At 59.9% G+C, this 26,862-nt stretch carries 24 protein-coding genes; 9 read left to right on the top strand and 15 right to left on the bottom strand.

Translation table 11 applies throughout. The features are described from left to right. Positions 1-113: 113 nt before the first annotated feature. The 5 genes from upp to PQR62_RS19610 all read right to left on the bottom strand — a co-directional run bounded on the left by upp (position 114) and on the right by PQR62_RS19610 (position 5,340). Positions 114-761 carry a uracil phosphoribosyltransferase gene (gene upp, locus PQR62_RS19630; RefSeq protein ID WP_408159690.1) on the bottom strand — a complete coding sequence of 216 codons (648 nt, stop codon included), beginning with the start codon at positions 759-761 and terminating at the stop codon, positions 114-116. A gap of 97 nt (positions 762-858) precedes the next feature. Further along, on the bottom strand, positions 859-2,130 hold the full coding sequence (locus tag PQR62_RS19625; RefSeq protein ID WP_408159689.1) for an FAD-dependent monooxygenase: 1,272 nt from the start codon (positions 2,128-2,130) through the stop codon (positions 859-861). A gap of 122 nt (positions 2,131-2,252) precedes the next feature. Further along, positions 2,253-3,584: a Xaa-Pro aminopeptidase gene (gene pepP, locus PQR62_RS19620; protein ID WP_408159688.1), complete on the bottom strand. Its 1,332-nt coding sequence runs from the start codon at positions 3,582-3,584 to the stop codon at positions 2,253-2,255. Then, positions 3,581-4,297: an N-acetylmuramate alpha-1-phosphate uridylyltransferase MurU gene (gene murU, locus PQR62_RS19615; RefSeq protein WP_408159687.1), complete on the bottom strand. Its 717-nt coding sequence runs from the start codon at positions 4,295-4,297 to the stop codon at positions 3,581-3,583. The genes pepP and murU overlap by 4 nt, the downstream gene beginning before the upstream one ends. An 11-nt stretch (positions 4,298-4,308) precedes the next feature. Further along, the gene (locus PQR62_RS19610) at positions 4,309-5,340 is read right to left on the bottom strand and encodes an aminoglycoside phosphotransferase family protein (protein ID WP_408159686.1); all 1,032 of its coding nucleotides are present in this window, start codon (positions 5,338-5,340) and stop codon (positions 4,309-4,311) included. 97 nt (positions 5,341-5,437) lie between these two features. Between PQR62_RS19610 and PQR62_RS19605 the strand changes: the two genes are divergently transcribed. From PQR62_RS19605 to gloA, 6 genes are all read left to right on the top strand, one after another. Then, entirely contained in the window at positions 5,438-7,687 is a 2,250-nt protein-coding gene (locus tag PQR62_RS19605; RefSeq protein ID WP_408159712.1) for an LPS-assembly protein LptD, read from the top strand. 22 nt (positions 7,688-7,709) lie between these two features. Next, positions 7,710-9,242 carry a peptidylprolyl isomerase gene (locus PQR62_RS19600; RefSeq protein ID WP_408159685.1) on the top strand — a complete coding sequence of 511 codons (1,533 nt, stop codon included), beginning with the start codon at positions 7,710-7,712 and terminating at the stop codon, positions 9,240-9,242. Further along, positions 9,242-10,324: a 4-hydroxythreonine-4-phosphate dehydrogenase PdxA gene (gene pdxA, locus PQR62_RS19595; protein WP_408159684.1), complete on the top strand. Its 1,083-nt coding sequence runs from the start codon at positions 9,242-9,244 to the stop codon at positions 10,322-10,324. Before PQR62_RS19600 ends, pdxA begins: the two co-directional genes overlap by 1 nt. Positions 10,325-10,474: 150 nt before the next feature. Then, positions 10,475-11,257 carry a 16S rRNA (adenine(1518)-N(6)/adenine(1519)-N(6))-dimethyltransferase RsmA gene (gene rsmA, locus PQR62_RS19590; RefSeq protein ID WP_408159683.1) on the top strand — a complete coding sequence of 261 codons (783 nt, stop codon included), beginning with the start codon at positions 10,475-10,477 and terminating at the stop codon, positions 11,255-11,257. A gap of 339 nt (positions 11,258-11,596) precedes the next feature. After that, positions 11,597-13,393, top strand: a complete 1,797-nt coding sequence (locus PQR62_RS19585) for a methyl-accepting chemotaxis protein (RefSeq protein WP_408159682.1) — start codon at positions 11,597-11,599, stop codon at positions 13,391-13,393. Between the two features lie 187 nt (positions 13,394-13,580). Further along, positions 13,581-13,967 (top strand): lactoylglutathione lyase, encoded by a 387-nt coding sequence (gene gloA / locus PQR62_RS19580; protein WP_408159681.1) that lies wholly within the window; start codon positions 13,581-13,583, stop codon positions 13,965-13,967. 120 nt (positions 13,968-14,087) lie between these two features. On the opposite strand, the gene PQR62_RS19575 is transcribed toward gloA, so the two are convergent. From PQR62_RS19575 to PQR62_RS19530, 10 genes are all read right to left on the bottom strand, one after another. Then, positions 14,088-15,005 (bottom strand): M48 family metallopeptidase, encoded by a 918-nt coding sequence (locus PQR62_RS19575; protein ID WP_408159680.1) that lies wholly within the window; start codon positions 15,003-15,005, stop codon positions 14,088-14,090. Positions 15,006-15,024: 19 nt separating this feature from the next. Continuing rightward, positions 15,025-15,816, bottom strand: coding sequence for a lysophospholipid acyltransferase family protein (locus PQR62_RS19570; protein ID WP_408159679.1), 792 nt, complete (start codon positions 15,814-15,816; stop codon positions 15,025-15,027). 74 nt (positions 15,817-15,890) lie between these two features. Beyond that, entirely contained in the window at positions 15,891-16,448 is a 558-nt protein-coding gene (gene gmhB / locus PQR62_RS19565; protein WP_408159678.1) for a D-glycero-beta-D-manno-heptose 1,7-bisphosphate 7-phosphatase, read from the bottom strand. Positions 16,449-16,549: 101 nt separating this feature from the next. Further along, positions 16,550-18,664 (bottom strand): glycine--tRNA ligase subunit beta, encoded by a 2,115-nt coding sequence (glyS, locus tag PQR62_RS19560; protein WP_408159677.1) that lies wholly within the window; start codon positions 18,662-18,664, stop codon positions 16,550-16,552. 139 nt (positions 18,665-18,803) lie between these two features. Beyond that, complete coding sequence (gene glyQ, locus PQR62_RS19555; protein WP_408159676.1) at positions 18,804-19,724, bottom strand: glycine--tRNA ligase subunit alpha; 921 nt, start codon at positions 19,722-19,724, stop codon at positions 18,804-18,806. Between the two features lie 157 nt (positions 19,725-19,881). Further along, the gene (gene lnt, locus PQR62_RS19550) at positions 19,882-21,510 is read right to left on the bottom strand and encodes an apolipoprotein N-acyltransferase (RefSeq protein ID WP_408159675.1); all 1,629 of its coding nucleotides are present in this window, start codon (positions 21,508-21,510) and stop codon (positions 19,882-19,884) included. Between the two features lie 24 nt (positions 21,511-21,534). Then, positions 21,535-22,419: a CorC family transporter gene (locus PQR62_RS19545; RefSeq protein ID WP_408159674.1), complete on the bottom strand. Its 885-nt coding sequence runs from the start codon at positions 22,417-22,419 to the stop codon at positions 21,535-21,537. Between the two features lie 236 nt (positions 22,420-22,655). Beyond that, positions 22,656-22,913 (bottom strand): pentapeptide MXKDX repeat protein, encoded by a 258-nt coding sequence (locus PQR62_RS19540; RefSeq protein ID WP_408159711.1) that lies wholly within the window; start codon positions 22,911-22,913, stop codon positions 22,656-22,658. Between the two features lie 109 nt (positions 22,914-23,022). Then, a complete protein-coding gene (locus PQR62_RS19535; RefSeq protein ID WP_408159673.1) occupies positions 23,023-23,811 on the bottom strand; it encodes a molybdopterin-dependent oxidoreductase in 789 nt (262 codons plus the stop codon). 33 nt (positions 23,812-23,844) lie between these two features. After that, the gene (locus PQR62_RS19530; RefSeq protein WP_408159672.1) at positions 23,845-24,456 is read right to left on the bottom strand and encodes a cytochrome b/b6 domain-containing protein; all 612 of its coding nucleotides are present in this window, start codon (positions 24,454-24,456) and stop codon (positions 23,845-23,847) included. 441 nt (positions 24,457-24,897) lie between these two features. Between PQR62_RS19530 and PQR62_RS25645 the strand changes: the two genes are divergently transcribed. The 3 genes from PQR62_RS25645 (at position 24,898) to PQR62_RS19520 (ending at position 26,786) form a co-directional block, all read left to right on the top strand. Then, the gene (locus tag PQR62_RS25645) at positions 24,898-25,071 is read left to right on the top strand and encodes an anti-sigma factor family protein (RefSeq protein ID WP_459251865.1); all 174 of its coding nucleotides are present in this window, start codon (positions 24,898-24,900) and stop codon (positions 25,069-25,071) included. A 174-nt stretch (positions 25,072-25,245) separates the two neighbouring features. After that, positions 25,246-25,767 carry a sigma-70 family RNA polymerase sigma factor gene (locus tag PQR62_RS19525; RefSeq protein ID WP_408159671.1) on the top strand — a complete coding sequence of 174 codons (522 nt, stop codon included), beginning with the start codon at positions 25,246-25,248 and terminating at the stop codon, positions 25,765-25,767. Beyond that, on the top strand, positions 25,764-26,786 hold the full coding sequence (locus PQR62_RS19520; RefSeq protein ID WP_408159670.1) for a FecR family protein: 1,023 nt from the start codon (positions 25,764-25,766) through the stop codon (positions 26,784-26,786). Before PQR62_RS19525 ends, PQR62_RS19520 begins: the two co-directional genes overlap by 4 nt. Positions 26,787-26,862: the final 76 nt, after the last annotated feature.

The following is a 26,862-nucleotide window of genomic DNA, read 5'->3' as shown; positions in this document are numbered from 1 at the left end:
GTAAGTATTCTTCATGGAAGTAAAAAAGCCGCTCTTGAGCGGCTTTTTTATTGGGTGAAATGGCAGTGCTATGCGCTATCAATTTTCCACTTGTGGAGACTCAAGGCGGCGATTTACTTGGTCCCGAAAATCCGATCACCCGCATCGCCCAGCCCCGGCACGATGTAAGCATGTTCATCCAGATGCGAATCCAGCGAGGCGACGTAGAGTTTGACGTCGGGATGCGCGTCCTGGAAAACCTGCACGCCTTCCGGCGCCGCCACCAGTGCGACAAACACGATGTGTTCGCTCGGCACGCCACGCTTTTTCAGTGCATCGACCGCATGCACCGCCGAGTTGCCGGTGGCGACCATCGGGTCGCACAGGATCATGGTGCGGTCTTGCAGGTCGGGCAGGCGCACCAGATATTCCACCGGCTGATGCTGCTCGTTGCGATACACACCGATGTGGCCGACACGGGCTGACGGGATCAGTTCCAGCAGGCCGTCGCTCATGCCGATACCGGCGCGCAGCACCGGCACCACGGCCAGCTTTTTGCCGGCGATCACCGGCGCGTCGTAGGTCACCAGCGGTGTTTCGATCTGCTCGGTGGTGAGCGGAAGATCGCGCGTGATTTCATAGCCCATCAGCAAGGTGATTTCGCGCAGCAGATCGCGGAAGGTGCGCGTCGAAGTGCGCTTGTCGCGCATGTGCGTGAGCTTGTGCTGGATCAGCGGGTGATCGAGGATGTACAGGTTCTTGAAGCGAGGATCGTGTCTCATGATGATGGGCGGTGAGGGGTGATTGAAGTGGTTGCGTCGATTGTCGCACAGCGGCTGTATTTGCGGCCCGGCGACGGGATTGCCTGCTGCGTAGTGTCTATCTGCGCCCGAACATCATCTGCTCGGCCAGCATGCGTTTGGCCGGCGCCACTACGTCGATCACGCCCAGCGACAATCCCAGTAGCGCTTGCGGTAACGAGCGGTCCGAGCTGCTGGCGAAAATGCGGGCCATGGTGTCGGTGAGGTTAACGGTCCAGTTCCGGTCGGTGCGACGCGCCTTTGCAAATTGCGGCAGCACGCTGGCGAAGTCGGATGCCGATGATGTTCTTGCCGCTGCATCTGCATCGTTCGCGTGCTTCGGCGTGCTCGACGGCTGTGGGCAGCGCGCCAGCAAACCGGCCAGCACCGCGGCATCGCGCAGCCCCAGATTGAAGCCTTGGCCTGCGACCGGATGCAAGGTCTGCGCCGCGTTGCCGATGGCAACCACGCGCGTCGATGCCTGCGGCTGCGCATTCAGCCCGAGCGGAAAACTATTGCGTGGACTGACGCGATCAAAACGCCCGAGCCGTGTGCCGAAGGCGCGTTCAAGCGCTTCGTAAAAACTCGTGTCGTTCAGGGCCAGCAAGTGCTGCGCGGTATCGGGGCGTACACACCAGACCAGCGCGTAGCCGTCGTCTTGCGGCAACAGCGCCAGCGGACCCTGAGCGGTGAAGCGTTCGAAGGCGCGCAGCGCCAGCAAGCCGCCGGCGGCATCGGCATGCACTTGCGCGACGATGGCGATCTGTTCGTAGTCGCGATGCAGGCTCTTGGCGCTTTGTTCGGAGAACACGCCGCCTTCGGCCTGGATGGCAATGCCGGCAGTCATGCCGGAGCCATCCCGAAGATGTAGCAGCACATCGTTGTCGCGTTCTTCGATGCGATCCACTTGCGCCGGCCGCAGCATGCGTATGCCGCTGTCGGCCACGGTCGCGTGCAGCGCGCTGCTCAGTACGCCGTAGCGCGTGACATAGCCGAGTGCCGGCAGATCGTATTCGCTACGGTCGATCAGCGTGCGACCGAAGTGGCCACGACGTGAAACGTGGATCTGGTGAATCGGATTGGCTGCGCCGGCGATGTCATGCCATGCGCCGATTTCCTCCAGCAACTGGCGGCTACCGTAGGAGAGTGCGATCGAACGTGGATCGTGCGCGGCCTGTTGCGCTTCCTTGGCATCGATCAGTGCGATTCGCGATGCGGCAACACCGCGCTTGAGCAGCAGCGCGGCCATGCTCAAGCCGACCGGCCCGGCGCCGCAGATAGCGATGTCGATACCGGAGTTGGCGGTAGCGGAGGTGCTTGCGTCAGATGACGCCGGACTGGATTGAGTCATGGCTGTATCCATTGCTGGACTGGTGATGCGGGATGAGCAGGGGGCTAGTTCAGTGCAACTGCTGGCGACAGATTTGCGTGCGATTGCATTCAGGCGGGAGCCGAGACTGCCGCCTGAAAATATCAGCCGCGCATCAGCGCTTCGATGTCATCGACCCTGGTCGGTACGCCGGTGGTCAGAATTTCGCAGCCGTCAGGCGTGACATGTGCATCGTCTTCGATGCGGATACCGATGTTCCAGTATTTCTCCGGCACGCCTTCGCCGGCGCGTACGTAGATGCCTGGCTCCACCGTCAGCACCATGCCCGGTTGCAGCGTGCGCCATGGCTTGTTGCCGTTGGCGTCGGGCGCATCGCGGTATTCGCCGACGTCGTGCACGTCCATGCCCAGCCAGTGGCCGGTGCGGTGCATGTAGAACTGGCGGTAGTCGCCTTTCTCCAGCACGTCTTCCAGTGAGCCGACCTTGTTCTTATCGAGCAGGCCGGTATCGAGCATGCCTTGCGCCAGCACGCGCACAGCTGCATCGTGGCCGTCCATGAAGCGTTTGCCCGGTGCAGTTTCGGCAATCGCTGCGGCTTGCGAGGCCAGCACGATTTCGTACAGTTCCTTTTGCGGGCCGCTGAATTTTCCGTTCGCCGGGAAGGTACGGGTGATGTCGGAGGCGTAGCTGTCCAGTTCGCAACCTGCATCGATCAGTACCAGGTCGCCGTCCTTCAGTTCGGCGTCGCTGGCGCGGTAGTGCAGCACGCAGGCGTTGGCGCCGGTGGCGACGATGGAGCCGTAGGCCGGATACTGCGAGCCGTTGCGACGGAACTCGTGCAGCAGTTCCGCTTCCAGATGATATTCGCGCAGGCCCGGGCGCGAGATGCGCATGGCGCGGCAATGCGCTTCGGCCGAGATGATGCCGGCACGCTTCATGATCGCGATTTCGTCGGCGTCCTTGAACAGGCGCATTTCATCAAGCAGCACATTGACATCGACCACCGCGGTCGGCGCGGCGACGCCGCTGCGGCTCAGCGCGCGCACGCCGTGCAGCCAGCGTTGCAGGCGGTTGTCGCGTTTTTCATCCTGCCCCAGCGCGTAATAAACGGCCGGTGCATCGGCCAGCAGCTTGGGCATGTGCTGATCGAGTTCTTCGATGGCGAAGGCGCGGTCGAATCCGAAATGCTGTTGTGCCGCTTCCGGGCCGAAGCGATAGCCGTCCCAGATTTCACGTTCCAGATTTTTGTCGCGGCAGAACAGGATGGAGCGGTTTTCCTTGCCGGCGATCAGCACGATGAAGGCTTCGGGTTCGGTGAAGCCGGACAGGTAGTAAAAATAGCTGTCGTGACGATACGGAAAATCGGCGTCGCGATTGCGCATGACTTCGGGCGCGGTCGGGATGATGGCGACGCCGCCACCCTGTGCTTGCATGTGCGCGATCAGACGGGCGCGGCGGGCTGAATAGGGTTTCATGTGCGTGGGCCTCCTGGCGGCAGATTCAATTGTTCCAGTTGTTCGACGGTTCCGACGTTGTACCAATCCCCGCGATACAGCTCGCCGCCGACCTGGCCGCGCGCTGCGTATTCGCGCAACAACGGGCCGAGCTTGGCGAAATCGCCCGGCGTCACCGCATCGAACATCTGTGGACGATACACCCCGATGCTGGAAAAGGTGAGCTTCTTCTCGCCGTCATTGCTGACGGAAAAACTGTTCAGTGCGAAATCGCCTTCCGGATGGAAGGGTGGATTCTTGACCAGATACAGCCAGGCGACGTCGCGTTTGTCGGCGGCCAGCGGATTGCCCCAGGGGTCGTTATCTTCGAGCACGGTCTTGACCTGCTCGAAATCGAAGTGCGGGCAATAGATGTCGCCGGCAATCGCGAGGAAGGGCGCCTCCCCCAGCAGATGACGCGCCTGGGCGATGCCGCCGGCGGTTTCCAGCGCCTGCGCTTCCGGCGAATAGTAAAGCTGTGCGCCGAACTTGCTGCCGTCGCCCAGCGTGTCTTCGATCAGTTGGCCGAGGTGGGCGTGGTTGATGACGATTTCGGTGATGCCGGCGCGCACCAATGACAGAATCTGCCACACGATGAGCGGGCGGCCGCGGACTTTCAGCAGAGGTTTGGGACAGGTGTCGGTCAGCGGCCGCATGCGTTCGCCGCGGCCGGCTGCAAAGATCATGGCTTTCATCGGACGCCGGTTCAGAAGGTGTAGCCGAACTGAGGCGCTTTATCCTGCTCCAGTTTCTCGATCAGGCGCACCAGCGGCGTGAAGGCAGTGTAGCGACGTGCGGTCTTGAGCGTGTATTCCATCACCAGCGGGATGTCCTTCAGATAGCCGTCCTTGCCGTCGCGATGATACAGGCGCGCGAAAATACCGAGCACCTTGAGGTGACGCTGCAGGCCCATCCATTCGAAGTCGCGATAGAAATTGTCGACGTCGGGCGCCACCGGCAGGCCGGCGCGCTTGGCTTTTTCCCAATAGCGAATGGCCCAGTCCAGCACCATTTCTTCGTCCCACTGGATGTAGGCGTCGCGCAGCAGCGAGACCAGATCGTAGGTGATCGGGCCGTAGACGGCGTCCTGGAAATCCAGAATGCCCGGATTGCCGGTGCCGAGCACCATCAGATTGCGCGAATGGTAATCGCGATGCACGTAGACCTGCGGCTGCGCCAGGTTATTGGCGAGCAGGGTGTCGAAGCTTTTGGTCAGCACCGCGTTCTGTTCGTCGCTCAAAGTAACGTTCAGATGTTTGCCGATATACCACTCGCGGAACAGTTCCATCTCGCGCAGCAGCAGCGGACGGTCGTATTCAGGCAATGCTTCGGGCTTGCTTTGCGTTTGTAAAAGAATCAACGCGTCGATCGCATCCATGTATAGTTTGTGCGCGCTGTCGGCATTGAGCTGATTCAGATAGGTGGTATTGCCCAGATCGGACAGCAGCAGGAAGCCGCGCTCGACGTCCTGCGCCAGAATCTGCGGCACGGAAATGCCGGTTTCAGCGAACAGGCCGGCCACTTTGATGAAGGGGCGCACGTCTTCTTGCGGCGGTGGCGCATCCATCGCAATCAGGGTGTTGCCGTCGGGAGTGTCCACCCGGAAATAACGGCGGAAGCTGGCATCGGCCGAGGCCGGGCGCAGGCTCGCGGACAAAACCGGGGTGGCGTCGAGGGTGTCGAGCCAGGCTTGTAATTGGGACAGGCGCAAATCAGGGGATGAACTAGATGAAGACATGAACTATCAGAGGAATTCGTTTGACGTGGTTGAGTTCCCATATAATAAGGGATTAATTTCAAAAAATCCGCCTGCACGGTGTTTGTCACTCCTTTTCATGATCCGGTTTCCCAAGTCTCTTACTGATCGCTCTGCCCATTGGCGGTTGTCGCGCATCTTTACGTCGGTGGTCATGGTGGCATCTGCCACCAGCCTGCTGCCCCTGACCGTCCATGCGCAAATGGTGATGCCGGAGACCAGCAAATTGCCGGTTGACGACAAGGACGCCCCCGTCAATGTCAGCGCCGAACAGATGACCGGCCGGCCCGACCGCGAGGTCAAGCTGGATCGCGACGTCGAAGTCGTCAAGGGCAGCACCACCATCCGCGCCGATCAGGCCGAATACCGCATTATTCAGGATGAGGTAGAAGCCACCGGCCACGTCTGGATGCAGCGTCTGCAAGACGTCTACACCGGCGACAAGGCGCGCATGAACATGGATTCGGGTGAAGGCTACGTGAACAACCCGACCTACCTGTTCGGCAAGAACGGCGGCCGCGGCAAGGCCGAACGCATCGATTTTCTGTCGGACGATCAGGCCACCGTCAAGGACGGCACGTACAGCACCTGTGAAGCGCCCGATCCGGACTGGTATCTGCAAGCCAGCACCATGGATCTGGACAGCGGCCGTGACGTCGGCACCATGCATTCCGGTATCGTTTATTTCAAGGGCCTGCCGATTCTGGGCGCGCCGATTATGTCTTTTCCTTTGTCCGGCGATCGTAAGTCCGGCGTATTGCCGCCGACCTTTGGCGTGACCAGTACCGGCGGTGCCGAATTGTCGGTACCGTATTACTTCAATCTGGCGCCGAACTACGATCTGACTTTGTATCCGAAATATATTGCCCGCCGCGGTTTCCAATTGGGAGCCGAAGGCCGCTATATGGGCGATACCTATTCGGGTACGACTTTTGTCGAAGGCATTCAGGATCAGGTGACCGGCACCGGTCGTTATTCCTTGTCGTCGATACATAATCAGACATTGGCGCCCGGGCTGACCTTGGCCTGGAATCTGAACAAGGCTTCGGATAACGATTATCCCAGCGATTTTTCACATTCGATTACCGCCAGCACACAGCGTCTGCTGACGCGCGATGTCAGCATGACCTACTCCAGCACCTACTGGAGCCTGTACGGTCACGTCTCCAAATACCAGTTGCTGCAGGACGTGAATAACCCGATCACCGCACCATATGATCGCGTGCCGCAGATCACCTTCAATGGTACGCGCCAGGATATCGGCGGTTTCGACTTCACGACGGTAGCGGACTTCACCCGCTTCAGCAGCGGCGATCTGATCGGTGGCGATCGTATGTACGCCACGCAAAGCGTGTCGTATCCGATCATTCGTCCCGGCTACTTCATTACGCCCAAGGTTTCGCTGGATGCCACCAGCTATCGCTTGAACCACGTAAGTCTTGGTGCCCCTACCAGCTTTACACGGGTGGTGCCGACCTATTCATTGGATGCGGGAATGACCTTCGAGCGCGATGCATCGCTGTTCGGCAGGAACATGACTCAAACTCTGGAGCCGCGTTTGTTCTACGTGAAGACTCCGTATCGTGATCAGAGCCAGTATCCGAATTTCGACTCCGGACTCGCAGACTTCAACTTTGCTCAAATTTTCAGCGAAAACCGTTTCGTCGGGCATGACCGCATCAGCGACGCTAATCAGATTACTGCAGCCCTGACCTCGCGCTTCATCGAAGAGAATGGTCTGGAGCGCCTGCGTATGGCGATTGGCCAGCGTTTCTATTTTGCCGATCCGATGGTGACCATCAGCGGTACTTCGGCGACGACGCTGGGCAGCAAGTCCGATCTCTTGCTGGCGCTGGGCGGTCAGATCACAAAGGAAGTCGGCGTCGACAATGCGGTGCAGTACAGCCAGACCCTCAAGCAAATGGTGCGTTCGAATTTCGGCGTACGCTGGCAGCCGGCGCCGAAGAAGGTGCTGAATCTGCAATACCGGCTGGATCGCAGTACCACCGACGAATTGAAGCAGATCGACCTGTCGGGACAATGGCCGGTGTCGCAACGCTGGTATGCTGTGGGCCGCGTCAACTATTCGTTGCCGGATAAAACTGTGGCCGAAGGTTTGCTCGGGATGGAATACAAGGCCGATTGCTGGGTATTCCGCGTAGTCGCGCAACGTATTCCGACGTCGTCCTCCAAGGCATCGACGTCCTTCTTTATCCAGCTTGAGCTGAACGGTTTTTCCAAGATCGGTTCGAATCCGCTGGACGCCTTGAAGAGCAGCATCCCCGGCTATCAGAACGTGAATCTGCCGGATAGCACTCTCAGCAATTAATTTTTCATGAAGCTATTTCACCATGCGTAATATGCGTACTCCATTTCTAGCAAAAATCAAAACAATGACGGCGTTGCTCTGCATGCTTGGAGTGATCAGCAATGCGCATGCGCAGTTCGCAGCGACCATCGTGCCGGTCTCGCCGACCGAGAGTGCGGCGGAAGCGCCGGCCAAGAGCGGCACCAGCAAAACGCCGGCGAAACCGGCAGCCAAGCCGGCTGCTGCACCGTCGACAGCGCCGCCGGCGGCCGCAACAGCGCCCGTTGCAACGCCTCCGGCCGCGGCCGTGGCTGCAACGTCCGGTCGTTCCGAACCGAAGCCCGTTGACTCCATCATGGTGGTGGTCAACAACGACGTGATTACGCGTCAGGAAGTGGCGGATCGCCTGCGCTCGGTCGAGCAGCGCATGACCGCACAAAAAGTGCAGATTCCGCCGCGTACCCAACTGGTGCGCCAACTGGTGGAGCGCATGATTGTTGAGCGCGCGCAGGCACAGATGGCGAAGGAGAGCGGCATCGTGGTGGATGACACGATTCTCGATCGCGCCATGGCCCGCATCGCCGAGCAGAACAAGCTGAGCATGGCCGACTTCCGCCTGCAGCTGGAAAAGGAAGGCATCGCCTATCCTGCCTTCCGCGAAGAAATCCGCCGTGAAATTCTGACTCAGCGTCTGCGCGAACGTGAGGTGGACAACAAGGTGCAGATTTCGGAATCCGAAGTCGATAACTATCTGGCGGCCGAATCCAACAGCGGCGCCCAGCACATGGAGCTGAACCTGGCCCAGATCCTGGTGCGCGTGCCGGAAAATGCATCGCCCGAACAACTCGCCTCGCGTCGCGCACGCGCTGAAGATGTGATGCGTCAGTTGAAGACCGGCGCCGATTTCGCCAAGACCGCAGCAGCCTATTCCGACAGCAGCGACGCCCTGAGCGGCGGCGACCTCGGCTGGCGCGATCAGGATCGTCTGCCGCAACTGTTCCTGGATGCCGTCTCCAGTCTGAAGCCGGGTGAAGTATCGGCGCTACTGAAGAGCGGCAACGGCTTTCACATTCTCAAGCTGGTGGATCGTCGTCAAGCCAACAACGGCAAGTCGGATGCAGCGCCGGCAGTACAGCAGACGCATGCGCGCCACATCCTGATCAAGGTCAATCAAGTGGTGTCGGCGGCCGAAGCCAAGCGCAAGTTGCTGGAACTGAAGCAGCGTCTGGACAACAATGCCGCCACCTTCGAAGAACTGGCCAAGCTGTATTCGAACGACCTGTCGGCGTCCAAGGGCGGCGATCTGGGCTGGATTTATCCTGGCGACACCGTGCCTGAATTCGAGCGTGCAATGAATGAACTCAAGGTCGGTGAAGTCAGTCAGCCGATCGAATCGCCATTCGGCTTCCACCTGATTCAGGTGGTGGAGCGCAAGACCGACGACGCGTCCAAAGAACGTGCACGTCAGGCCGCGCGTCAGGCCATCCGTGAACGCAAGGTCGAAGAAGCGACCGAAGACTGGATGCGTCAGATCCGCGATCGCGCTTACGTCGAATATCGCAACGACGACAACTGATGTCTTCAGCCTCTGCCAGCACCGCTGCCCTTTCGGGTGATACCGGCGGCATAAGCCGTCCGGTGCTGGCGCTGACCTGCGGCGAGCCTGCCGGTATCGGTCCTGAAATTTCCATACGCGCGGCCTGGGCCTTGCGTACCGAAGTCCGCAGCATTCTTCTCGGCGATGCCGCCTTGCTGGCGCAGACGGCGCAAGTGCTGGATGCCGGCATCCGGATCGCCGCCATCTCGATTCAGGCGTTTCGCAATACCGGCTTGCCGGCGTTTCCGGTGGATTGCCTGACGGTGATCGATTGTCCGGTGGCCGAGCCTGTGATTCCCGGCCAGCTCGATGCACGCAATGGCAAGTCCGTGTTGCAGACTCTGGACCTGGCCGTCGCCGGCGCGCTTGACGGTCACTTCGCCGCCATCGTCACCGCCCCTTTGCAAAAGAGCACCATCAACGACGCCGGCGTGGCCTTCACCGGTCATACCGAATATCTCGCGGAGCGCACCGCTACGCCCCAAGTCGTGATGATGCTGGCCGGCGGCGACGCGCCGCATTTACGGGTGGCGCTGGCGACCACGCATCTGGCGCTGAAAGATGTGCCGGCGGCGATTACCTTCGACAGCCTGTCTCGTACACTGGATATCATCGCCGGCGATCTGCGCCGCAAGTTCGGCATCGCGCAGCCGCGTATCCTGGTGACCGGTCTCAATCCGCATGCCGGTGAAAACGGCTATCTGGGGCGCGAAGAAATCGACGTCATCGAACCCGCCTTGCGCGCGGCTCAGCAGCGGGGCATCGATGCTCGTGGACCGTATCCGGCAGATACGCTGTTTCAGCCCAAGTATTTGCAGGACGCCGATTGCGTGCTGGCCATGTATCACGATCAGGGCTTGCCGGTGTTGAAGTTCGCCAGCTTCGGTCATGGCATCAATATCACGTTGGGCCTGCCGCTGATCCGCACTTCGGTCGATCACGGCACCGCGCTCGATCTGGCGGCTCAGGGCTTCGGTGTTGCCGATCATGGCAGCATGATGGTGGCGATCAGAGCTGCGGCCCAAATGGCTGTGGCCAGCGCTGCAGCAGGAGCTGCATAAGTTGCTCTGGCAGTGCGCAATAGACGCGCGCCATCAGCAATATGCTTATCCGAGCGATACGTCGAACATACTCAGCTACCGTTTGCCGCAAGCCGGCAAACCGCCGCATACCTTTGAATCACCGCAGTCAGACAGAAATCGCAGAACAAGATGAAGCATATTCCCCGCAAACGCTTTGGCCAGAACTTCCTCACGGATGACGTGGTGTTGCACAACATCATCAGCACCATCGGGCCGCAAGCCGATGATGTGATGGTCGAAATCGGTCCCGGCCTGGCCGCCATGACCGCCTTGCTGCTCGAAGATCTGCGCCATCTGCACGTGGTCGAACTGGACCGCGATCTGGTGGTGCGACTGCAAAAGCGTTTCGATCCAGCGCGTTTGCAGGTGCATTCGGCCGACGCGCTGCAATTCGACTTCACTTCGATTCCGGTGCCGGCCGGGAAGAGGCTGCGCGTGGTCGGCAATCTGCCCTACAACATTTCCAGCCCGCTGTTGTTTCACTTGGCCGAGATCGCGCCGCTGGTGCAAGACCAGCATTTCATGCTGCAAAAGGAAGTGGTCGAGCGCATGGTGGCCGAGCCGGGCAGCAAGACCTATGGCCGGCTGTCGGTGATGCTGCAATGGCGCTATCACATGGAGTTGATGTTCGTGGTGCCGCCGGACGCTTTCGATCCGCCGCCGCGCGTCGACTCCGCCATCGTGCGCATGATTCCGCTGGCGCAGCCGCTGCAATGCGATCAGCTGCAACTCGGTCAACTCGTCACCAAGGCATTCTCGCAGCGTCGCAAGGTCATTCGCAATTGTGTGGCCGGTCTGCTGAGCGAGCAGGAGCTGATCGACCATGGTGTTGATCCACAGGCTCGGCCGGAGGCTGTTCCTGTCGGGCAATTTGTTGCTCTCGCGAATTATCTGACGCAACGTCAGGCCTGATCCACGCTGACTGACAGCTGATTCCGGTCAAGTTTTCCTCTGTTTTTCTTCTCCTGCCCGTGCCGCAATTGATTTGCGGCACAAATCCCTCCCTGTCTTTTCATTTCCCGACTCGCCTTTTGTTTAACATCCTCTGAGCTGGCTTGTGTAAGTATTTTGTCAGCAAGTTAATGCCCGCGCCCAAGCCGGACAAATCAGTAAGCCAGCGCACGTGAGCACACAAGAGAAGGTAGCTTCCCGCATCACGATGAGTACGGCAAATGCACGTTCAAGCATGCCTGCCTTCGTTGGCGCTTCGTCATTCGGGATCGTTATCCATTAAAACTTCCGGAGGGAAATATGCGAATTGCAGATCTGAAAATAGGGGCTCGTTTAGGTGCAGGCTTTGGCTTGCTGGTGGTGTTGCTGGTGGCGATGGCGATACTCGGCATCAGCCATCTGGTTGCGCTCAACAATCAGATGAGCGATGTGCTCAATGATAAATATCCCAAGACTCAACTAGTGCACGGCGTCATGGATAACGTCAACGTCATCGCGCGTTCTTCACGCACGATACTGCTTACTACCGACCCGGTCATGATCAAGACAGAGCGCGAGACGATACAGCAGGCCAGCCGCAATACCGCCACCTTGATTGAAAAACTCGACAAGATGGTGACTTCTCCTGAGGGCCGCGATCTGATGAAGGCCACCTTCGATGCGCGCTCCAAATTCAATGCCGCGCGAGACGACATGCTGCGTCTGGAAGAGGCTGGCGTGAAGGAAGAGGCGACCCTGTCCTTGCTCAACGTCGTGCGTCCGCTGCAACGCAACTACATGGAGACCCTGGCCAAGCTGATTGAATATCAGAATCGTCTGATGAAAGAGGCCGGTGAAGATGTCACCAATCAATATCACGAAGCACGCAATCTGATGATTGCATTGAGTGCAGTGGCTTTGATCTTTGCCGGCGTAGTCGCATGGCTGGTCACGCGCAGCATTACCGTCCCGCTGAATCGTGCGGTCGAAGTGGCGGAAACCGTCGCTGCGGGCGATCTGACTTCCGATATCGTGGCGCACAGCAAGGATGAAACCGGCCGGCTGCTGCGCGCACTGCGCACCATGAACGACAGCCTGCTGGACATCGTCGGTCAGGTGCGACGCGGCACCGACACCATTGCCACCGCCTCGACCCAGATTGCTACCGGCAATCTGGATCTGTCTTCGCGCACGGAAGAACAGGCCAGCTCGCTGGAAGAAACCGCCTCGTCGATGGAAGAGCTGACCTCTACGGTCAAGCAGAATGCCGACAACGCCAAGCAGGCCAGCCAGCTGGCGCAGACCGCTTCGCAGATCGCCGAGCAAGGCGGCGCCGTGGTGGGGCAGGTGGTGGAAACCATGAGCTCGATCAATGCATCCTCGCGCAAGATCGTCGACATCATCGGCGTCATTGACGGAATTGCCTTCCAGACCAATATTCTCGCGCTCAACGCTGCGGTGGAAGCTGCGCGCGCCGGCGAGCAAGGACGCGGATTCGCCGTGGTGGCGTCCGAAGTGCGCAGTCTGGCGCAACGTTCCGCCGCCGCCGCCAAGGAAATCAAGCAACTGATCGGCGACTCGGTCAGCAAGGTCGACAGCGGTAGCAAACTGGTCGAGCAGGCCGGCAACACGATGGAAGAAGTGGTGCAGAGCGTGCGTCGCGTCAACGACATCGTCAGCGAAATTTCATCGGCCAGCCGTGAACAGAGCGACGGCATCGAGCAGGTCAATCAGGCCGTCACGCAGATGGATCAGGTCACGCAGCAGAATGCCGCGCTGGTGGAAGAAGCCGCCGCCGCTGCGCAGTCCTTGCAGGATCAGGCCGGCACCTTGCTGAAGATAGTCGGCGTGTTCAAGATCGAGGCCGGTGGCGTGCAGAGGGCGGCTGCTTATGCGCCTGCTTATGCACCTGCTGCTGCGCCGGTGCGCCCGGTGATGCAGGCGCCGCACAGCAGTCCGCCCGCATCTGCGCCGGCCACCGCAAAAAAATTGTCGACGCCGAAAGCTGCTGCCGGCGCTGGAGCCTCTGCAAGTTCCGCCGCATCCTCCGCTGCTGCCTCACATCCATCAGCACATGCCAAGGCAGTCGGCAGCGACGACGATTGGGAGCAATTCTAAGTGTGCAAGAGTGCCTTGCCGTTCCGCTTAAAGCGGCGCTCATTGCACATGATGATCACGCTGAACCGCATCCGGTCTCCGGGCAAGAGGCGAGGCACCGCGTGCGTTCGCGCCTGCATTGCCTGCGAGCCTGAGCGAACAGCGCTACAATCCTGCACTCCGATAAGTTCTTAGGCAAAGGTTCACTATGCGCATTCTGCACACCATGCTCCGGGTCGGCGACCTGCAGCGCTCCATCGATTTCTACACCAATGTTCTGGGCATGAAGCTGCTGCGCACCAGCGAAAATTCCGAGTACAAGTACACGCTGGCATTTCTGGGCTACGGCAGTAATCCTGAGCACGCCGAGCTGGAGCTAACCTACAACCACGGCGTGGACAAATACGAGATGGGCACCGCTTACGGTCACATCGCGATTTCGGTGGATGATGCCTACAAGGCATGCGATGCGGCGCGCGCATCGGGCGGCAATGTCACGCGCGAAGCCGGTCCGGTCAAGGGCGGCGCTACCGTGATTGCATTCGTGACGGATCCCGATGGTTACAAAATCGAGTTCATTGAACGCAAGGACTGAGTTGGTTGTTTGATCTTGTTTGACGCTGCATGCACAGGCATGCAGCGCAATGAAGCTGCGAAAAAACTGGTGAAGAAGCCAGGAAAGCGCTGCGGGACGGAAGATGGAAATGAAGCCGGATCAGAAGATCGGCAGGGTTTCCGGAGCGCTGTCTCGCAGCGCTTTTTTTGCCATTTCGAATTCCGGAAAGATCGATTGCACTGTGGCCCAGAAGCGCGGGCTATGGTTCATTTCGCGCAGATGCGAAAGCTCATGCGCGATCACATAATCGATCAGCGGCAGCGCGAAATGCATCAGGCGCCAGTTCAGACGGATGCGGCCATCGGCCGTGCATGAACCCCATTGCGTGGTGGCCGAAGACAAGGCGAATGACTGATAAGTCACACCGAGTTTCTCCGCATAAACAGGCAGACGCTGCGCAAACAACTCCTTGGCGCGTGCCTGTAGCCAGCCCTGCACGCGATCCTTCAGCTGTTGCTCGCTGGCGTCTGCCGGCAGGCTGATCACCAGTTCCTGCGCCGCCTCATCGTGGCTGATGCCCAGACTCTGGCTGGCGCGTATGCGCAGCACCACATCGTTGCCCAGATACGGCAGCGTGGCGCCGTCGCGCCATTGCATCTGCGGTTGCAGACGGCGTGCGGAACGCTCGCGGCGCTCGTTAAGCTTGGTGAAAATCCAGCGTTGTTTTTCGCGAATGGCGTTTTCAATTTCACCCAGCGTCACCCATTTCGGCGCAGTCACGCGCAGACCCTCATCGCTGATCAGGAAGCCGATGGTGCGGCGCTTGGAGCGCAGCAGGGCGTAGTCCAGCAGATGCTCGCCCAGCTGAATGCGACGCTGGCCATCGTGCGGACGACCGGGCGGCGGCGTCGGAATGGTCGGCGCCAGCAGATCGGGAATGCGTTGCAGGGAAGGAGAGGGCGACGGTGAAGGCGGTGCCGCCGATTCCCGAACTGGCTCAGTCGATTCCGGGGCGAAGAAGTCCAGCTGCAGCGTGAGCTGGTTCGGATCGGGTTGAGTGTGACGAAGCAGTTTCAAGGAATCGTGTGCGTCTTGGTCAGGTTGGTTGGCCGGTCGGGCGCGTGGCCTTGGCATCCGGGCTGTCGCGGTAGACTGCCGGTGAAATCACGCGCATCTCGGATTCTATCCAATTTTCAACGCGCTCGTTGACTTCTGCAGGTGTCAGGCCTTCGGTAACAATCGGTTTGCCGATGGAGACGATGATCGTGCCGGGTTTTTTGATAAACGATTTCTTGGGCCAGCATTCGCCGGCATTCATGGCAATCGGCACCGCCATGGCGCCGGTCTCCACCGCCAGCCGGGCGCCGCCCGCCTTGTACTTGCCCTTTTTACCCACTTCGATACGCGTGCCTTCCGGAAACATGATCACCCATTGACCATCCGCCAGACGGCGGCGGCCGTGTTCCAGCACTTGCGCAAAGGCGTCGCGGGTCTTGCTGCGATCGATGGGAATCATGCGCAGCAGAGCAATGCCCCAGCCGAAGAAAGGAATGTAGGTCAGCTCTTTCTTGAACACGAACACCAGCGGGCGCGGCATGTTGATGACGTAGAAGATGGTTTCCCAGGCCGACTGATGCTTGGACAGCAATACCACCGGCGCGTCGGGCAGGTTTTCCTTGCCGCGGATTTCGTAGCGGATGCCGCAGATGGTCTTGGCGGCCCAGATCACGAACACGTTCCAGCGCGAGGTCCAGTAATAGCGCTGGCGATAAGGAAAGGGCGCGGACAGCAGGCAGGCGAACGACCAGATCACGGTGGCGACCGACATGCAGATCAGGAATACCAGTGAACGCAAAAACAGAACGAAACGCAAAATACAATCTCCCATGCCGCAGCATGCATTGTTGTGATGTGAAGAGCGCCGCTATCTGACGATAAAGCGGCGCTGCTTGATGTACTGCACTATACCGATACTTCCACCGGCGACTTCAGCAAGAAGCTGACGACGGCGGCGAGGTCGGGATAAATCAGGGTGCCGGGCGGCAAGCCGCCCTTGTCGCGGGTCTTTTCGCCTTTGCCGGTAAGCACCAGGTAAGGTGCGCAGCCTGCCACGAAACCGGCCTGCAGATCGCGCAGCGAATCGCCGACCGTCACCACGCCGCCGCGCAGGCTGATATTGAAGCGCTTGGCGATTTCATTGAACATGCCGGGCTTGGGTTTGCGGCAATCGCAGTTGTCGTCGGCCGCGTGCGGACAAAAGAACACCGCATCGATATCGGCGCCGACCTGCTGCGCGGCGGTGTGCATCTTCTGATGAATCGCATTAAGCGTCTTCATGTCGAACAGGCCGCGCGCCACGCCCGACTGATTGGTGGCGACCACCACGCGGTAGCCGGCCTGATTGAGGCGGGCAATGGCTTCCAGCGAACCCTTGATCGGGATCCATTCGTCCGGCGACTTGATGAAGGCGTCGGAATCTTGATTGATCACGCCGTCGCGGTCGAGAATAATCAGTTTCATGTGGCGTCCGTTTTCCCTGTGTTTCCGTTGCGGATGTTATCTGCTTGCGTGTTTGCGTCCAGACCTCATGACGCAATGAGCTGGCGATCTGCGCAAGTCGCTCAGGCCGCCAGTTTGGAAATGTCGGCCACCCGGTTCAGCATGCCGTGCAGTTCCGCCAGCAAGGCCTGACGATTCTTGCGCAGTTGTTCGTCTTCTGCATTCACCATCACGTCGTTGAAGAAGGCATCCACATTCTGACGCAATTGCGCCAATGCCTTCAGCGCACCGGCAAAATCGCCCTGCACGAAGGCGGCATCGACCTGCGGCTTGAGCAGCAGCATGGCGGAATACAGACCTTGCTCGGCAGCTTCGCGCAGCAGGCCGTTCTGTACCGCGCCGTGAGCTTCCACGCCTTCGATCTTCTTCAGAATATTGGTGATGCGCTTGTTGGCGGCCGCCAGGGCCTCGGCTTCCGGCAACGCGGCGAAGGCTTGCACCGCGTCCAGACGTTCGACGATGTTGTTCAGTGTGTCGGGTTGCTGAGCGACCACCGCTTCCACTTCGTTCTGCGCATAGCCGCGCTCGCGCAACTGGCCGCGCAGACGGTCATAGAGGAAGCTCAGTACATCGGCGCCCGGATCCTTGAAGTTGCTGTTGCCGGCGAACAGCGCCACGGTTTCACGCAGCAAGGCTGACAGCGACAGCGTCAGGCGCTTTTCGATCAGCATGCGCAGGATCCCCAGCGCGTGACGGCGCAGCGCGAACGGATCCTTGTCGCCGGTCGGCTGCAGGCCGATGCCCCAGATGCCGACCAGGGTTTCCAGCTTGTCGGCCAGCGCGACGGCCGTGCCGGTGGCAGTGGTCGGCAAGGCATCGCCGGCGAAACGCGGCTGATAGTGCTCGGATGCCGCCAGCGCGACTTCATCGCTCTCGCCGTCGTGGCGCGCATAGTAAGTGCCCATGATGCCTTGCAGCTCCGGGAACTCGCCCACCATGTCGGTCAGCAGATCGGTCTTGGCCAGCAGTGCGCCGCGTTCGGCCTGCGCCACGTCGCCGCCCAGCAGCGCGGCGATCTTGCCGGCCAGGGTTTGTACGCGCTCGGTGCGTTGCAGCTGATTGCCGAGCTTGTTGTGATACACCACGTTGGCCAAAAGCGGCACACGATCGGCCAGCGTTTTTTTCTTGTCCTGCTCGAAGAAGAATTTGGCGTCCGACAGACGCGGGCGCACCACGCGTTCATTGCCGCCGATGATGTGTTGCGGATGCGCCGTTTCCAGATTGGACACGATCAGGAAGCGCGAGCGCAGCTTGCCATTGGCATCGGTCAGCGCAAAGTATTTCTGATTGGTCTGCATGGTCAGGATCAGGCATTCCTGCGGTACTGCCAGGAATTCGTCCTCGAACTTGCATGCGTAGACGGTCGGCCATTCGACCAGCGCGGTGACTTCGTCGAGCAGGCTTTCCGGCATCAGCACCTGGTCTTCACCGGCGTGCGCCAGCAGGGCGGCGCGGATGTTTTCCTTGCGATCCTTGAAGCTGGCGATGACCTTGCCCTTGACGGCCAGGGTTTCGACATAGCTTTCCGGCGTGTCGATGGTCAGCGCGCCTTGCGACAGGAAACGGTGGCCTTGCGTGATGCGATCGGCATCCAGACCGAGGATCGCCAGCGGCAGCACTTCATTGCCGTGCAGCGCCAGCAAGCGATGCGCCGGGCGCACGAAATGCACGGTCTGGCCGGCCGCGTGGCCGAACTGACGCTGATAGCTCATCAGCTTGGGAATCGGCAGCTTGGCGAGGCTGTCTTCCAGCGCCGCCTGCAAGCCTTGCGCCAGCAGCGAACCCTTGGCGGTGTAGGTATAGAAAAAGCTCTCGGCCTTGCCGTCCTGCGCGCGCTCCAGTTGATCAGGCGTGATCACCGGGGCGCCGGTCTGGGCAGCCAGTGCAGCCAGTTTCTTGACCAGCGGCGCAGTCGGACGACCTTCGGCGTCAAGGGCGACCGTCACCGGCAAGACCTTTTCGCGGATCGCCTTGTCCGGCGACGCTGCGCGCACATTGCTGATGATCACCGCCAGACGGCGTGGTGTGGCGTAAGAAGTGGCGGCGGCATCGGCTTCGAGATAACCGCGGCTTTGCAGGCCGTTGAAGAGGCCGGCGGCGAAGGCGTCGCCCAGTTTGGCCAGCGCCTTCGGCGGCAGTTCTTCGGTGACGAGTTCTACGAGAAGTGTCTGATTCATTTTTTCTGTCTTGCGGTCGGGCGGCGCGGCTTCAAAGTCTGAAATACGCTTGCTTGAAATGCTGTGCCGCGTTCAATCGGTTTGGTATCGGCAGACCCTGTTGCAGGTCTGCCCGATTTGTCTGCTGTCTGCTGAGTCGTCAGGCGGTTTCGGCCGTTGCCTTCACTTCACCCAGCATGGGGAAGCCGAGACGTTCGCGCGATTCGAAATACGCCTGCGCCACGGCGCGCGACAGATTGCGGATGCGGCCGATGTAGGCTGCGCGCTCGGTCACCGAAATGGCGCCGCGTGCATCCAGCAGGTTGAAGGTGTGCGCCGCCTTCAGAATCATTTCGTAGGCCGGCAGCGCCAGCGGCACTTCCAGCAGGCGCTTGGCTTCGGATTCGTAATTGCCGAACAGCGAGAACAGGAATTCGGTGTTCGAGTATTCGAAGTTGAAGGTCGATTGCTCGACTTCGTTCTGATGGAACACGTCGCCGTAGGTCAGGTGTTTCTTCACACCGTTTTCAACCCACTCAGTCCATACCAGGTCGTACACGTTTTCCACGCCTTGCAGATACATCGCCAGACGCTCGATGCCGTAGGTGATTTCACCCAGCACCGGTTTGCAATCGAGGCCGCCGACTTGCTGGAAGTAGGTGAACTGCGTCACTTCCATGCCGTTGAGCCAGACTTCCCAGCCCAGACCCCAGGCGCCCAGCGTCGGGTTTTCCCAGTCGTCCTCGACGAAGCGCACGTCGTTCTGCGTCAGATCCAGACCCAGCGCCTGCAGCGAACCCAGATACAGGTCGAGGATGTTTTCCGGCGCCGGTTTCAACACCACCTGATATTGGTAGTAATGCTGCATGCGGTTCGGGTTTTCTCCGTAGCGGCCATCCTTGGGACGGCGCGAGGGCTGCACGTACGCTGCGCGCCAGGGCTCGGGGCCGATCGCGCGCAGGAAGGTCGCGGTATGCGAAGTACCGGCGCCGACTTCCATGTCGTACGGTTGCAGCAAGGCGCAGCCTTGGGCATCCCAATATTCTTGCAGCTTGAGGATAATCTGTTGAAATGTGAGCATCTTGTATGAGGCCTGGAAAAGAAAGGGCAGGCGAGGAATTGCTAAACCCTGAATTTTAGCGTTTTTCAGCCTGCTTTAGGGCGGATCTGCTTGGAGGCAGGCCGGTTTGAGGCCGGCTGCTGCAGATAAAGGACTTGGCGGAGTGTCTGCGTCTGCTTCAGGCTGCCGGTCGCGCGGCTTTGTTGCGGCCCCAGGCCAGCAGCAGCATCAGCAAGGCCAGCCCGACCACCAGCTTGTTGCCCAGCAGAATATACGGGGTCTGGCCGCCATAGCCTTGCACCGAAGCACTCAGTACGCCGCGCGTGAACGGCGGCAATTCCTGCAGTCCGCCGTTGTGCGGCAGGATCACGGCGGTGGCGCCGGTATTGGTGGCGCGCAGCATCGGGCGTCCGGTTTCCAGTGTGCGCATTTGTGAAATCTGCAAGTGCTGCGGCAAGGCGATCGAATTGCCGAACCAGGCGATGTTGGACAGATTCAGCAATATGCTGGCCTGCGGCTGGCCGGCGCTGTAGGCGGCGCGCAGATGGCCGGCGATTTCTTCGCCGAACAAATCCTCGTAGCAGATATTGGGCAGCACCCATTGATCTTTCACACCGAAGGGCATCTGCACTGCACTGCCGCGCGTCATGTCGCCCAGCGGGATATTCATCATGTCGACAAACCAGCGGAAACCGGGCGGGATGAACTCGCCGAAGGGCACCAGATGATGCTTGTCGTAACGATAGGGCTGGTTGGTGCTGCTGGTGGCGGCATCGATGCCGAGCACGCTGTTGGCGTACATCCCGGGTCCGTCGGACATCGGAATGCCGAGCGCCAGATGGCTGCCGCTATTGCGTACGAAGGCAGCCAGCCGCGCCAGATATTCCGGCGGTAATTGCTGCGGCAGCAGAGGCACGGCGGTCTCAGGTGTGGCAATCAGATCGGCCGGCGTTTCGGTGATCATTTGCTGATACATGTTCAGCGTCGATAGCAGCGCCTCGTTCGAGAATTTCATTTCCTGCGGCACATTGCCTTGCAACAGCCGCACTGAAATCGGTTTGCCGCTGGGTTGTGTCCATGCGACCGTGCGCAGTAGCAAGCCACCGGCGAGCAGCGCAACCAGCAGCAGTGCCGGCGTCAGCACGGACTGGCGTTGGCGACGCGCCAGCCACAGCAATGCCAGACATCCGGCAAGCATGGCCGACACCCAGCCCAGACCGTAGACGCCGAGCAAAGGCGCAAAGCCGCTGAGCGGGCCGACATTGTGTGCGTAGCCCGAAATCAGCCAGGGGAAACCGGTGAAGATCCAGCCGCGCGCCCATTCCGTCAGGGCCCACAAAGCGGGCAAGATCATCAGCACCGAGATCGCTGCCGAAGAGCTCCAGCGCCGTCGCAGCCAACTGCCCAGCAGCATCGCCAGACCGGCATACAGGCCGACATACGCCGCCAGCAATCCGACCGCCAGCGCCGCCATCCAGCTCGCCATGCCGCCGTAGTCGTGCATGCTGATGTAGAGCCAATGCACACCGGCTGCGCTCCAGCCGAAGCCGTACAGCCAGCCCAGCAGAAAATGGCGTTTGCCATGATCGCGCGGCGTGCTGAGCACCGCGTGCATCAGCCAGGCCAGCGCCAGGATTTGCAGCGGCCACAGGCCGAAAGGTGCGAAGGCGAATACATTGGATGCGCCGCTCAGCAGCGCCAGCAAGGCCGGTACGGCGCCGGGCCAGGCGCGTGCGGTGGCAGCGTGCAAAGAAGCAGCGGCGCCGGAAGCGCCGCCGATGTCGAGATCAGGGGAAGGTGGTTTCACGCGATGCACTGTCGCCGGCTGGCGTCAGAGTTGTTCCTGGTCGGCCACTGCAGGCGGCCGCGATACCAGCAACACATGGACCTGACGCGCATCGGCGCGCAGCACTTCAAAGCGCAGGCCGTCGATGTCGAACTCGTCGCCCTTGCGCGGCATGCGACCCAGATGATTGGCGACCAGGCCGCCGATGGTGTCGGCATCCTCATCCGAAAACGAGGTGCCCAGTTCTTCGTTGAACTGCGCGATTTCAGTCAGCGCCTTGATGCGCCAGCGCGGGCCTTGCTGGCTGTCTTTCAGGGCGAGGATGTTGTCTTCTTCTTCGTCGAAATCGTATTCGTCTTCAATGTCGCCGACGATCTGTTCCAGCACGTCTTCGATGGTGATCAGGCCGGCCACGCCGCCGTATTCATCCACCACGATGGCCATGTGATTGCGATTGGCGCGGAAGTCGCGCAGCAGCACATTCAGGCGTTTCGATTCGGGAATGAAGATGGCCGGGCGCAGCATGTCGCGCACATCGAAGCTTTCTTCCGCGTAGTAACGCAGCAGGTCCTTGGCCAGCAGCACGCCGACCACCTTGTCGCGTTCGCCGTCGATGGCGGGGAAGCGCGAGTGCGAGGTTGCCAGCACTTCCGGCATCCAGGTTTCAATCGGCTTGCTGATATCGATGGTGTCCATCTGCGAGCGCGGCACCATGATGTCGCGCACGGCGAGGTCGGATACTTGAAATACGCCTTCGATCATCGACAGCGCATCGGCGTCGATCAGATTGCGTTCGTGCGCATCGTGCAGAACTTCGAGCAGCTCTGCTCGGTTTTCTGGTTCGGGGGAAATCAGAGCGGTGAGACGTTCAAATAATGAACGGTGGGGTTTAGCGTCAATAGATTTGACGCTACTAGAGTGATCTTGCATGGGGCGTGAGCCTCTGGTCCGACGTAGTTGCGATGAGCCATAGCATACAACAAATATGTGACAAGTCTAAGAAAGCCGGCCCGAGCGCGTGTCTATGCTGCGATTTAGACCTGTAAAAATGAAAGAATTGCGGCGCGGCAATTTATGCGGCGCGAATAGATGTCGATTCGTCAAGCCTCTGGCCGCGGCGAAGCGGCGCGCATCTGTGCGCCGCCCCCGCGCGGGCTTTTCGCTGCTTACTTCTTCATTTCATCCTTGGCCATGCCGTCTTTCGCCATGCCATCCTTGCCCATTGCATCCTTCTTCATGCCGTCTTGCTTCTTGCCCATCTTGTCTTTACTCATGCTGTCTTTCTTCATGCCGTCCTTGGACATGGAGTCTTTCGCCATACTGTCTTTGGCCATGCCGTCCTTGGCCATGGTATCGGCAGCGAAAGCGCCGGAAGCGGCGGACAGCATCAGACAGGCGGCGAGTGTGGAAAGTGCGTTTTTCATCATGATCTCCTGAAGTGGATGAAGTGGAACAACAACAATAAAAAATCCGGCGTTCTGCATGCGACAGCGCATGCATGTGAAAACGCCGCGCTCAACAGCGCCTGTCATTTCAGGCGCCGCCAAACCAGTTGTACCCCTGGTCTTCCCAGTAACCGCCGGGGTAGGTATTCGTAATTTCGATGGCGACGATGTGCTTGGGATTCTTGTAGCCCAGCTTGGTCGGCATGCGCAGCTTCATCGGGAAGCCGTATTTCGGTGGCAGCACCTCGCCGTCGTAGCTCAGTGTCAGTTGCGTCTGCGGATGCAGCGCGGTCGGCATGTCGATGCTGGTGTAGTAATCGTCGCTGCAGCGGAAAGACACGAATTGCGCGCTGAGATCGGCGCCTATCATGCGCAGGAATCCGGCGAAAGGCACACCGCCCCAGCGGCCGATGGCACTCCATCCTTCCACGCAGATGTGGCGCGTGATCTGTTCCGTCTGCGGCAAGCGCTGCAACTCGCTCAGCGACCATGCACGCTTGTCGCGCACCAGTCCTGCGATGGCCAGGCGATAGGCCTCGCCATCGACTTGCGGCACTTCGTCTTCGCCATAAAAAGCATTGAATGGAAACGGCCTGGTGATCATCGACGCCGGATAAGTCGGCGCCAGTTTGTTCGGATCGAACAGCGCAGCCTGCACCTTGTCGTTCATGCGCGAAATCGCGCTCAGCATCTTGTTCACCGATTCCTGTTCGGTCAGTTCGCAGCCGCTCAGCAGACTCAGGCCGCCCAGCGTCAGCGCACGTTGGGTGAACCGCCGACGTGTCGATGACGGCAAGGCTGCGCGTGCATCCTTGATGATCATTTCGGTGTCGAGCGCAGTGGCCTGCATGATGCGTTTTTCGGATTGTGATTTCATCTTGATCTCTCTGCTTTTTCTCTGTGTTTCCGATCAGCGTCCGCGCAGCATGCTCAGCAAAGTGCGCGGCACCAGCGCCACCATCACGACATGCACCACGAAGAAAAACACCAGATAGCTCATCGCACAGAAGTGCACCACGCGGGCGTTGTCGAAACCGCCCATCAGATCGCGCAGCCAGGGGAGTTGCACCGATTTCCAGATCGCCAGACCCGACAGTACCAGCACGATCAGCGCCAGCATCACCGAAAGATAGGCCGACTTTTGCACCGCGTTGTATTGGCGCGCATCCGCATGGCTGAGCTTGCCTTTGAGTGCGTGCAGCAAGTCATGCAGGATGGCGCGCGGTGACAGCGGGAAGAACTTGCGCCACAGCCGCCGCGTGAGCAGATTCATGCCCAGATAAATCAGGCCGTTGATGGCCAGCAGCCACATTGCGGCAAAGTGCCATTGCAGCGCCCCGCCCAGCCAGCCGCCCAGCGTCCAGTCGCGCGGGAAGGCGAAAGAAAAGATCGGCGACGCGTTATAAATGCGCCAGCCGCTGAGCGTCATGATCACCACCGCAAAGGCGTTGATCCAATGTGAAATGCGCAGCCACAGCGGATGAATCGCAGCGCTGTCGGCGCTGGTAACGGATGCTTGCATCGCATACTCCTTGGCGAAGATGTCGCTACGCGCAATGTCGTCCATGTCTGGCGACAGCGCGATGCGGCATGCAGTTTTTATGTTCTTGGATACTGATGCCCGTTGGTCGGAGGCATATGCGGTTTCATTACAGCGGTGGACGAAAAAGATGAAATTTTTTTCGAGGAAGAAATATGCTGAGTATTTCTGGAAAGGCAGGAGGGCGCGGGATATGCCGATATCAGATTTTCTGCAGGGGGCACCTGCAGAAAATTCAGACGGACTCTGCGGTAAAGTGAGTGCCGGAAACCGCGCTGAATAGAACGGGAGTAACAATCCTTACCGCAGCGTCGTCTGAAACCGGACGAAAATAATATGTAAGAACCGGCCTCATCGGCCGACTAACAAGCTGACGAAGCACTGACGCCATCGTTTAACACCAGTCGCCCGGGGGACTGTTCCATGAACTGCAAACAAGCCCATCACGCTTTATGCGAAGCGCAAGATGTCAAATTGCCATTTTTCAGGCGGGTCAGCCTGCGCCTGCATCTGAGCATCTGCGACCACTGCACGCGCTTCGGTGCGCAGCTGGGATTCTTGCGCAAGGCTGTGCGCAAATACACGGACGGCGCCTAAGCCGTCTTGTGGTCTTGTTGGACAAGCAATTTTTCACCGGGCAATTTCCTGTTGCGCGAAAGCCGCGCCGGGTTGGGGCGCGCAGCGGCCATGGGCTGGACAGCAAGACGAACTTCAAATTAATATTGGGAATAATTCTCATTTGTGCGAAATTCGCCTTAAACTTCCCAGCTCATGTCTTCGCCGCTTTCCAGTACATCCGCCGACCAGTCGATCCGGGATCTCTATCTCGGCCATCACTCGTGGTTGCTGTCGCGTCTGCAGCGGCGGCTCAATAATCGTCCCGATGCGGAAGATCTGGCGTCCGAAACCTTCACCGAAATCGTGGCCGGCCCTGATCTGCAGGCGATTCGCGAGCCGCGCGCCTATCTGACCACGATCGCCAAGCGTCTGCTGTTCCATTTCTGGCGCCGCCGCGAACTGGAGCAGGCCTATCTCGACCGCCTGGCGCGCCTGCCTGAAACGCTGGCGCCGTCCCCCGAAGAGCGCGCCCTGCTCAGCGAGGAGCTGGCCGCCATTGATCGTGTGCTGGATGGCTTGCCGATTCAGGTCAAGACCGCTTTTCTGTACAGTCAGCTGGACGGCATGGGGCATCAGGAAATCGCCGACCTGCTGGGCGTATCGCTCAAGAGCGTGGGGCGTTACCTGAAGCAGGCCATGTGCCATTGCTATCTGGCGCAGGCGCAACTGGCGTGAAAGAACTCGACGCGGCCACCGAGCAGGCGCTGGACTGGATGATCCGGCTCAGCGCCGTGCAAGCACCGGCCCGCAGTGCAGACCCGGCGCCAAAATTTCCCGCATTGCCTCATTCGGCACTGGAACAGGAGCAGGAGCGTTTCCGCCAATGGTGCGCAGCTTCCAGCGCCAACGAAGCGGCCTGGCGCAAAGTTTCCGGGCGTTTCGACGGCATGTTCGCCAACATTCGCGAGCTTGATGCGCGTTTGCCCGGTCAGGCCGTCGAAGCAAGGCAGACCTTGCTGCAGCCGCCGCGCCGCCGCTGGATCGGCAAGGTGCTGGGCTTGTCCGCAGCAACGGTCGGCGCCGGCATTTATGTGGATCGCAGCCAGCCGCTGTTTGCGCTTGGCGCCGATCTGCACACCGCCACCGCGCAGCGCGCCAGTTTTACGCTGCCTGACGGCAGCAATCTCAAGCTCAACGCGCGTTCAGCCGTCGATCTTGCCTTCGACGGCAATTTTCGCCGGGTGCACCTGCGGCAGGGGGCGCTGATCGCCCGGGTCGCCGCCGATGCGGCGCGTCCTTTCATCGTCGAAACCGAACATGGCACGGTGCGCGCCCTCGGCACCCGTTTCATGGTGCGCGTGGACCGGCGCAGTAGTTTTGTCGCCGTCCTGGAGCATGCGGTGGCGGTACGCGCGGCCGATGATGGATTGAATGCGGCCAGCGAGCTGAGCCAGGGCGAAGGTGTCGATTTTGACCGCAGGGGCGTCTCCGCCCTGCAGCAGAATCAGAGCGGCCAGGCGGCCTGGGGCCAGGGCTGGGTAGAACTGCTGGATGCACCTTTGCCGCTGTTGGTGGACAGCTTGCGGTCTTATTACCCCGGCCATATCCATGTGTCGGATGCTGCCCGGAAGGTGCGCGTGCAAGGCGTATTTTCGCTGGACCAGCCTTTGCGCACGCTAACCGCATTGCAGGAAACCCTGGCCGTGGATGTGCGCCACTTTGGCCAGTTTCTGGTGACCATCGATTGCCGCTGAGGCAAGCGCGAGTCTTTCCCGGGCGCCGTTGCAGCAGCCTGCGGATCTTCACAAAGATGGAATTCAAAAATAAAAC

The organism is Herbaspirillum lusitanum, from assembly GCF_046025995.1.
Taxonomy (GTDB): domain Bacteria; phylum Pseudomonadota; class Gammaproteobacteria; order Burkholderiales; family Burkholderiaceae_D; genus Herbaspirillum; species Herbaspirillum lusitanum_A.
This window is presented reverse-complemented; position numbering and strand designations above follow the sequence as displayed.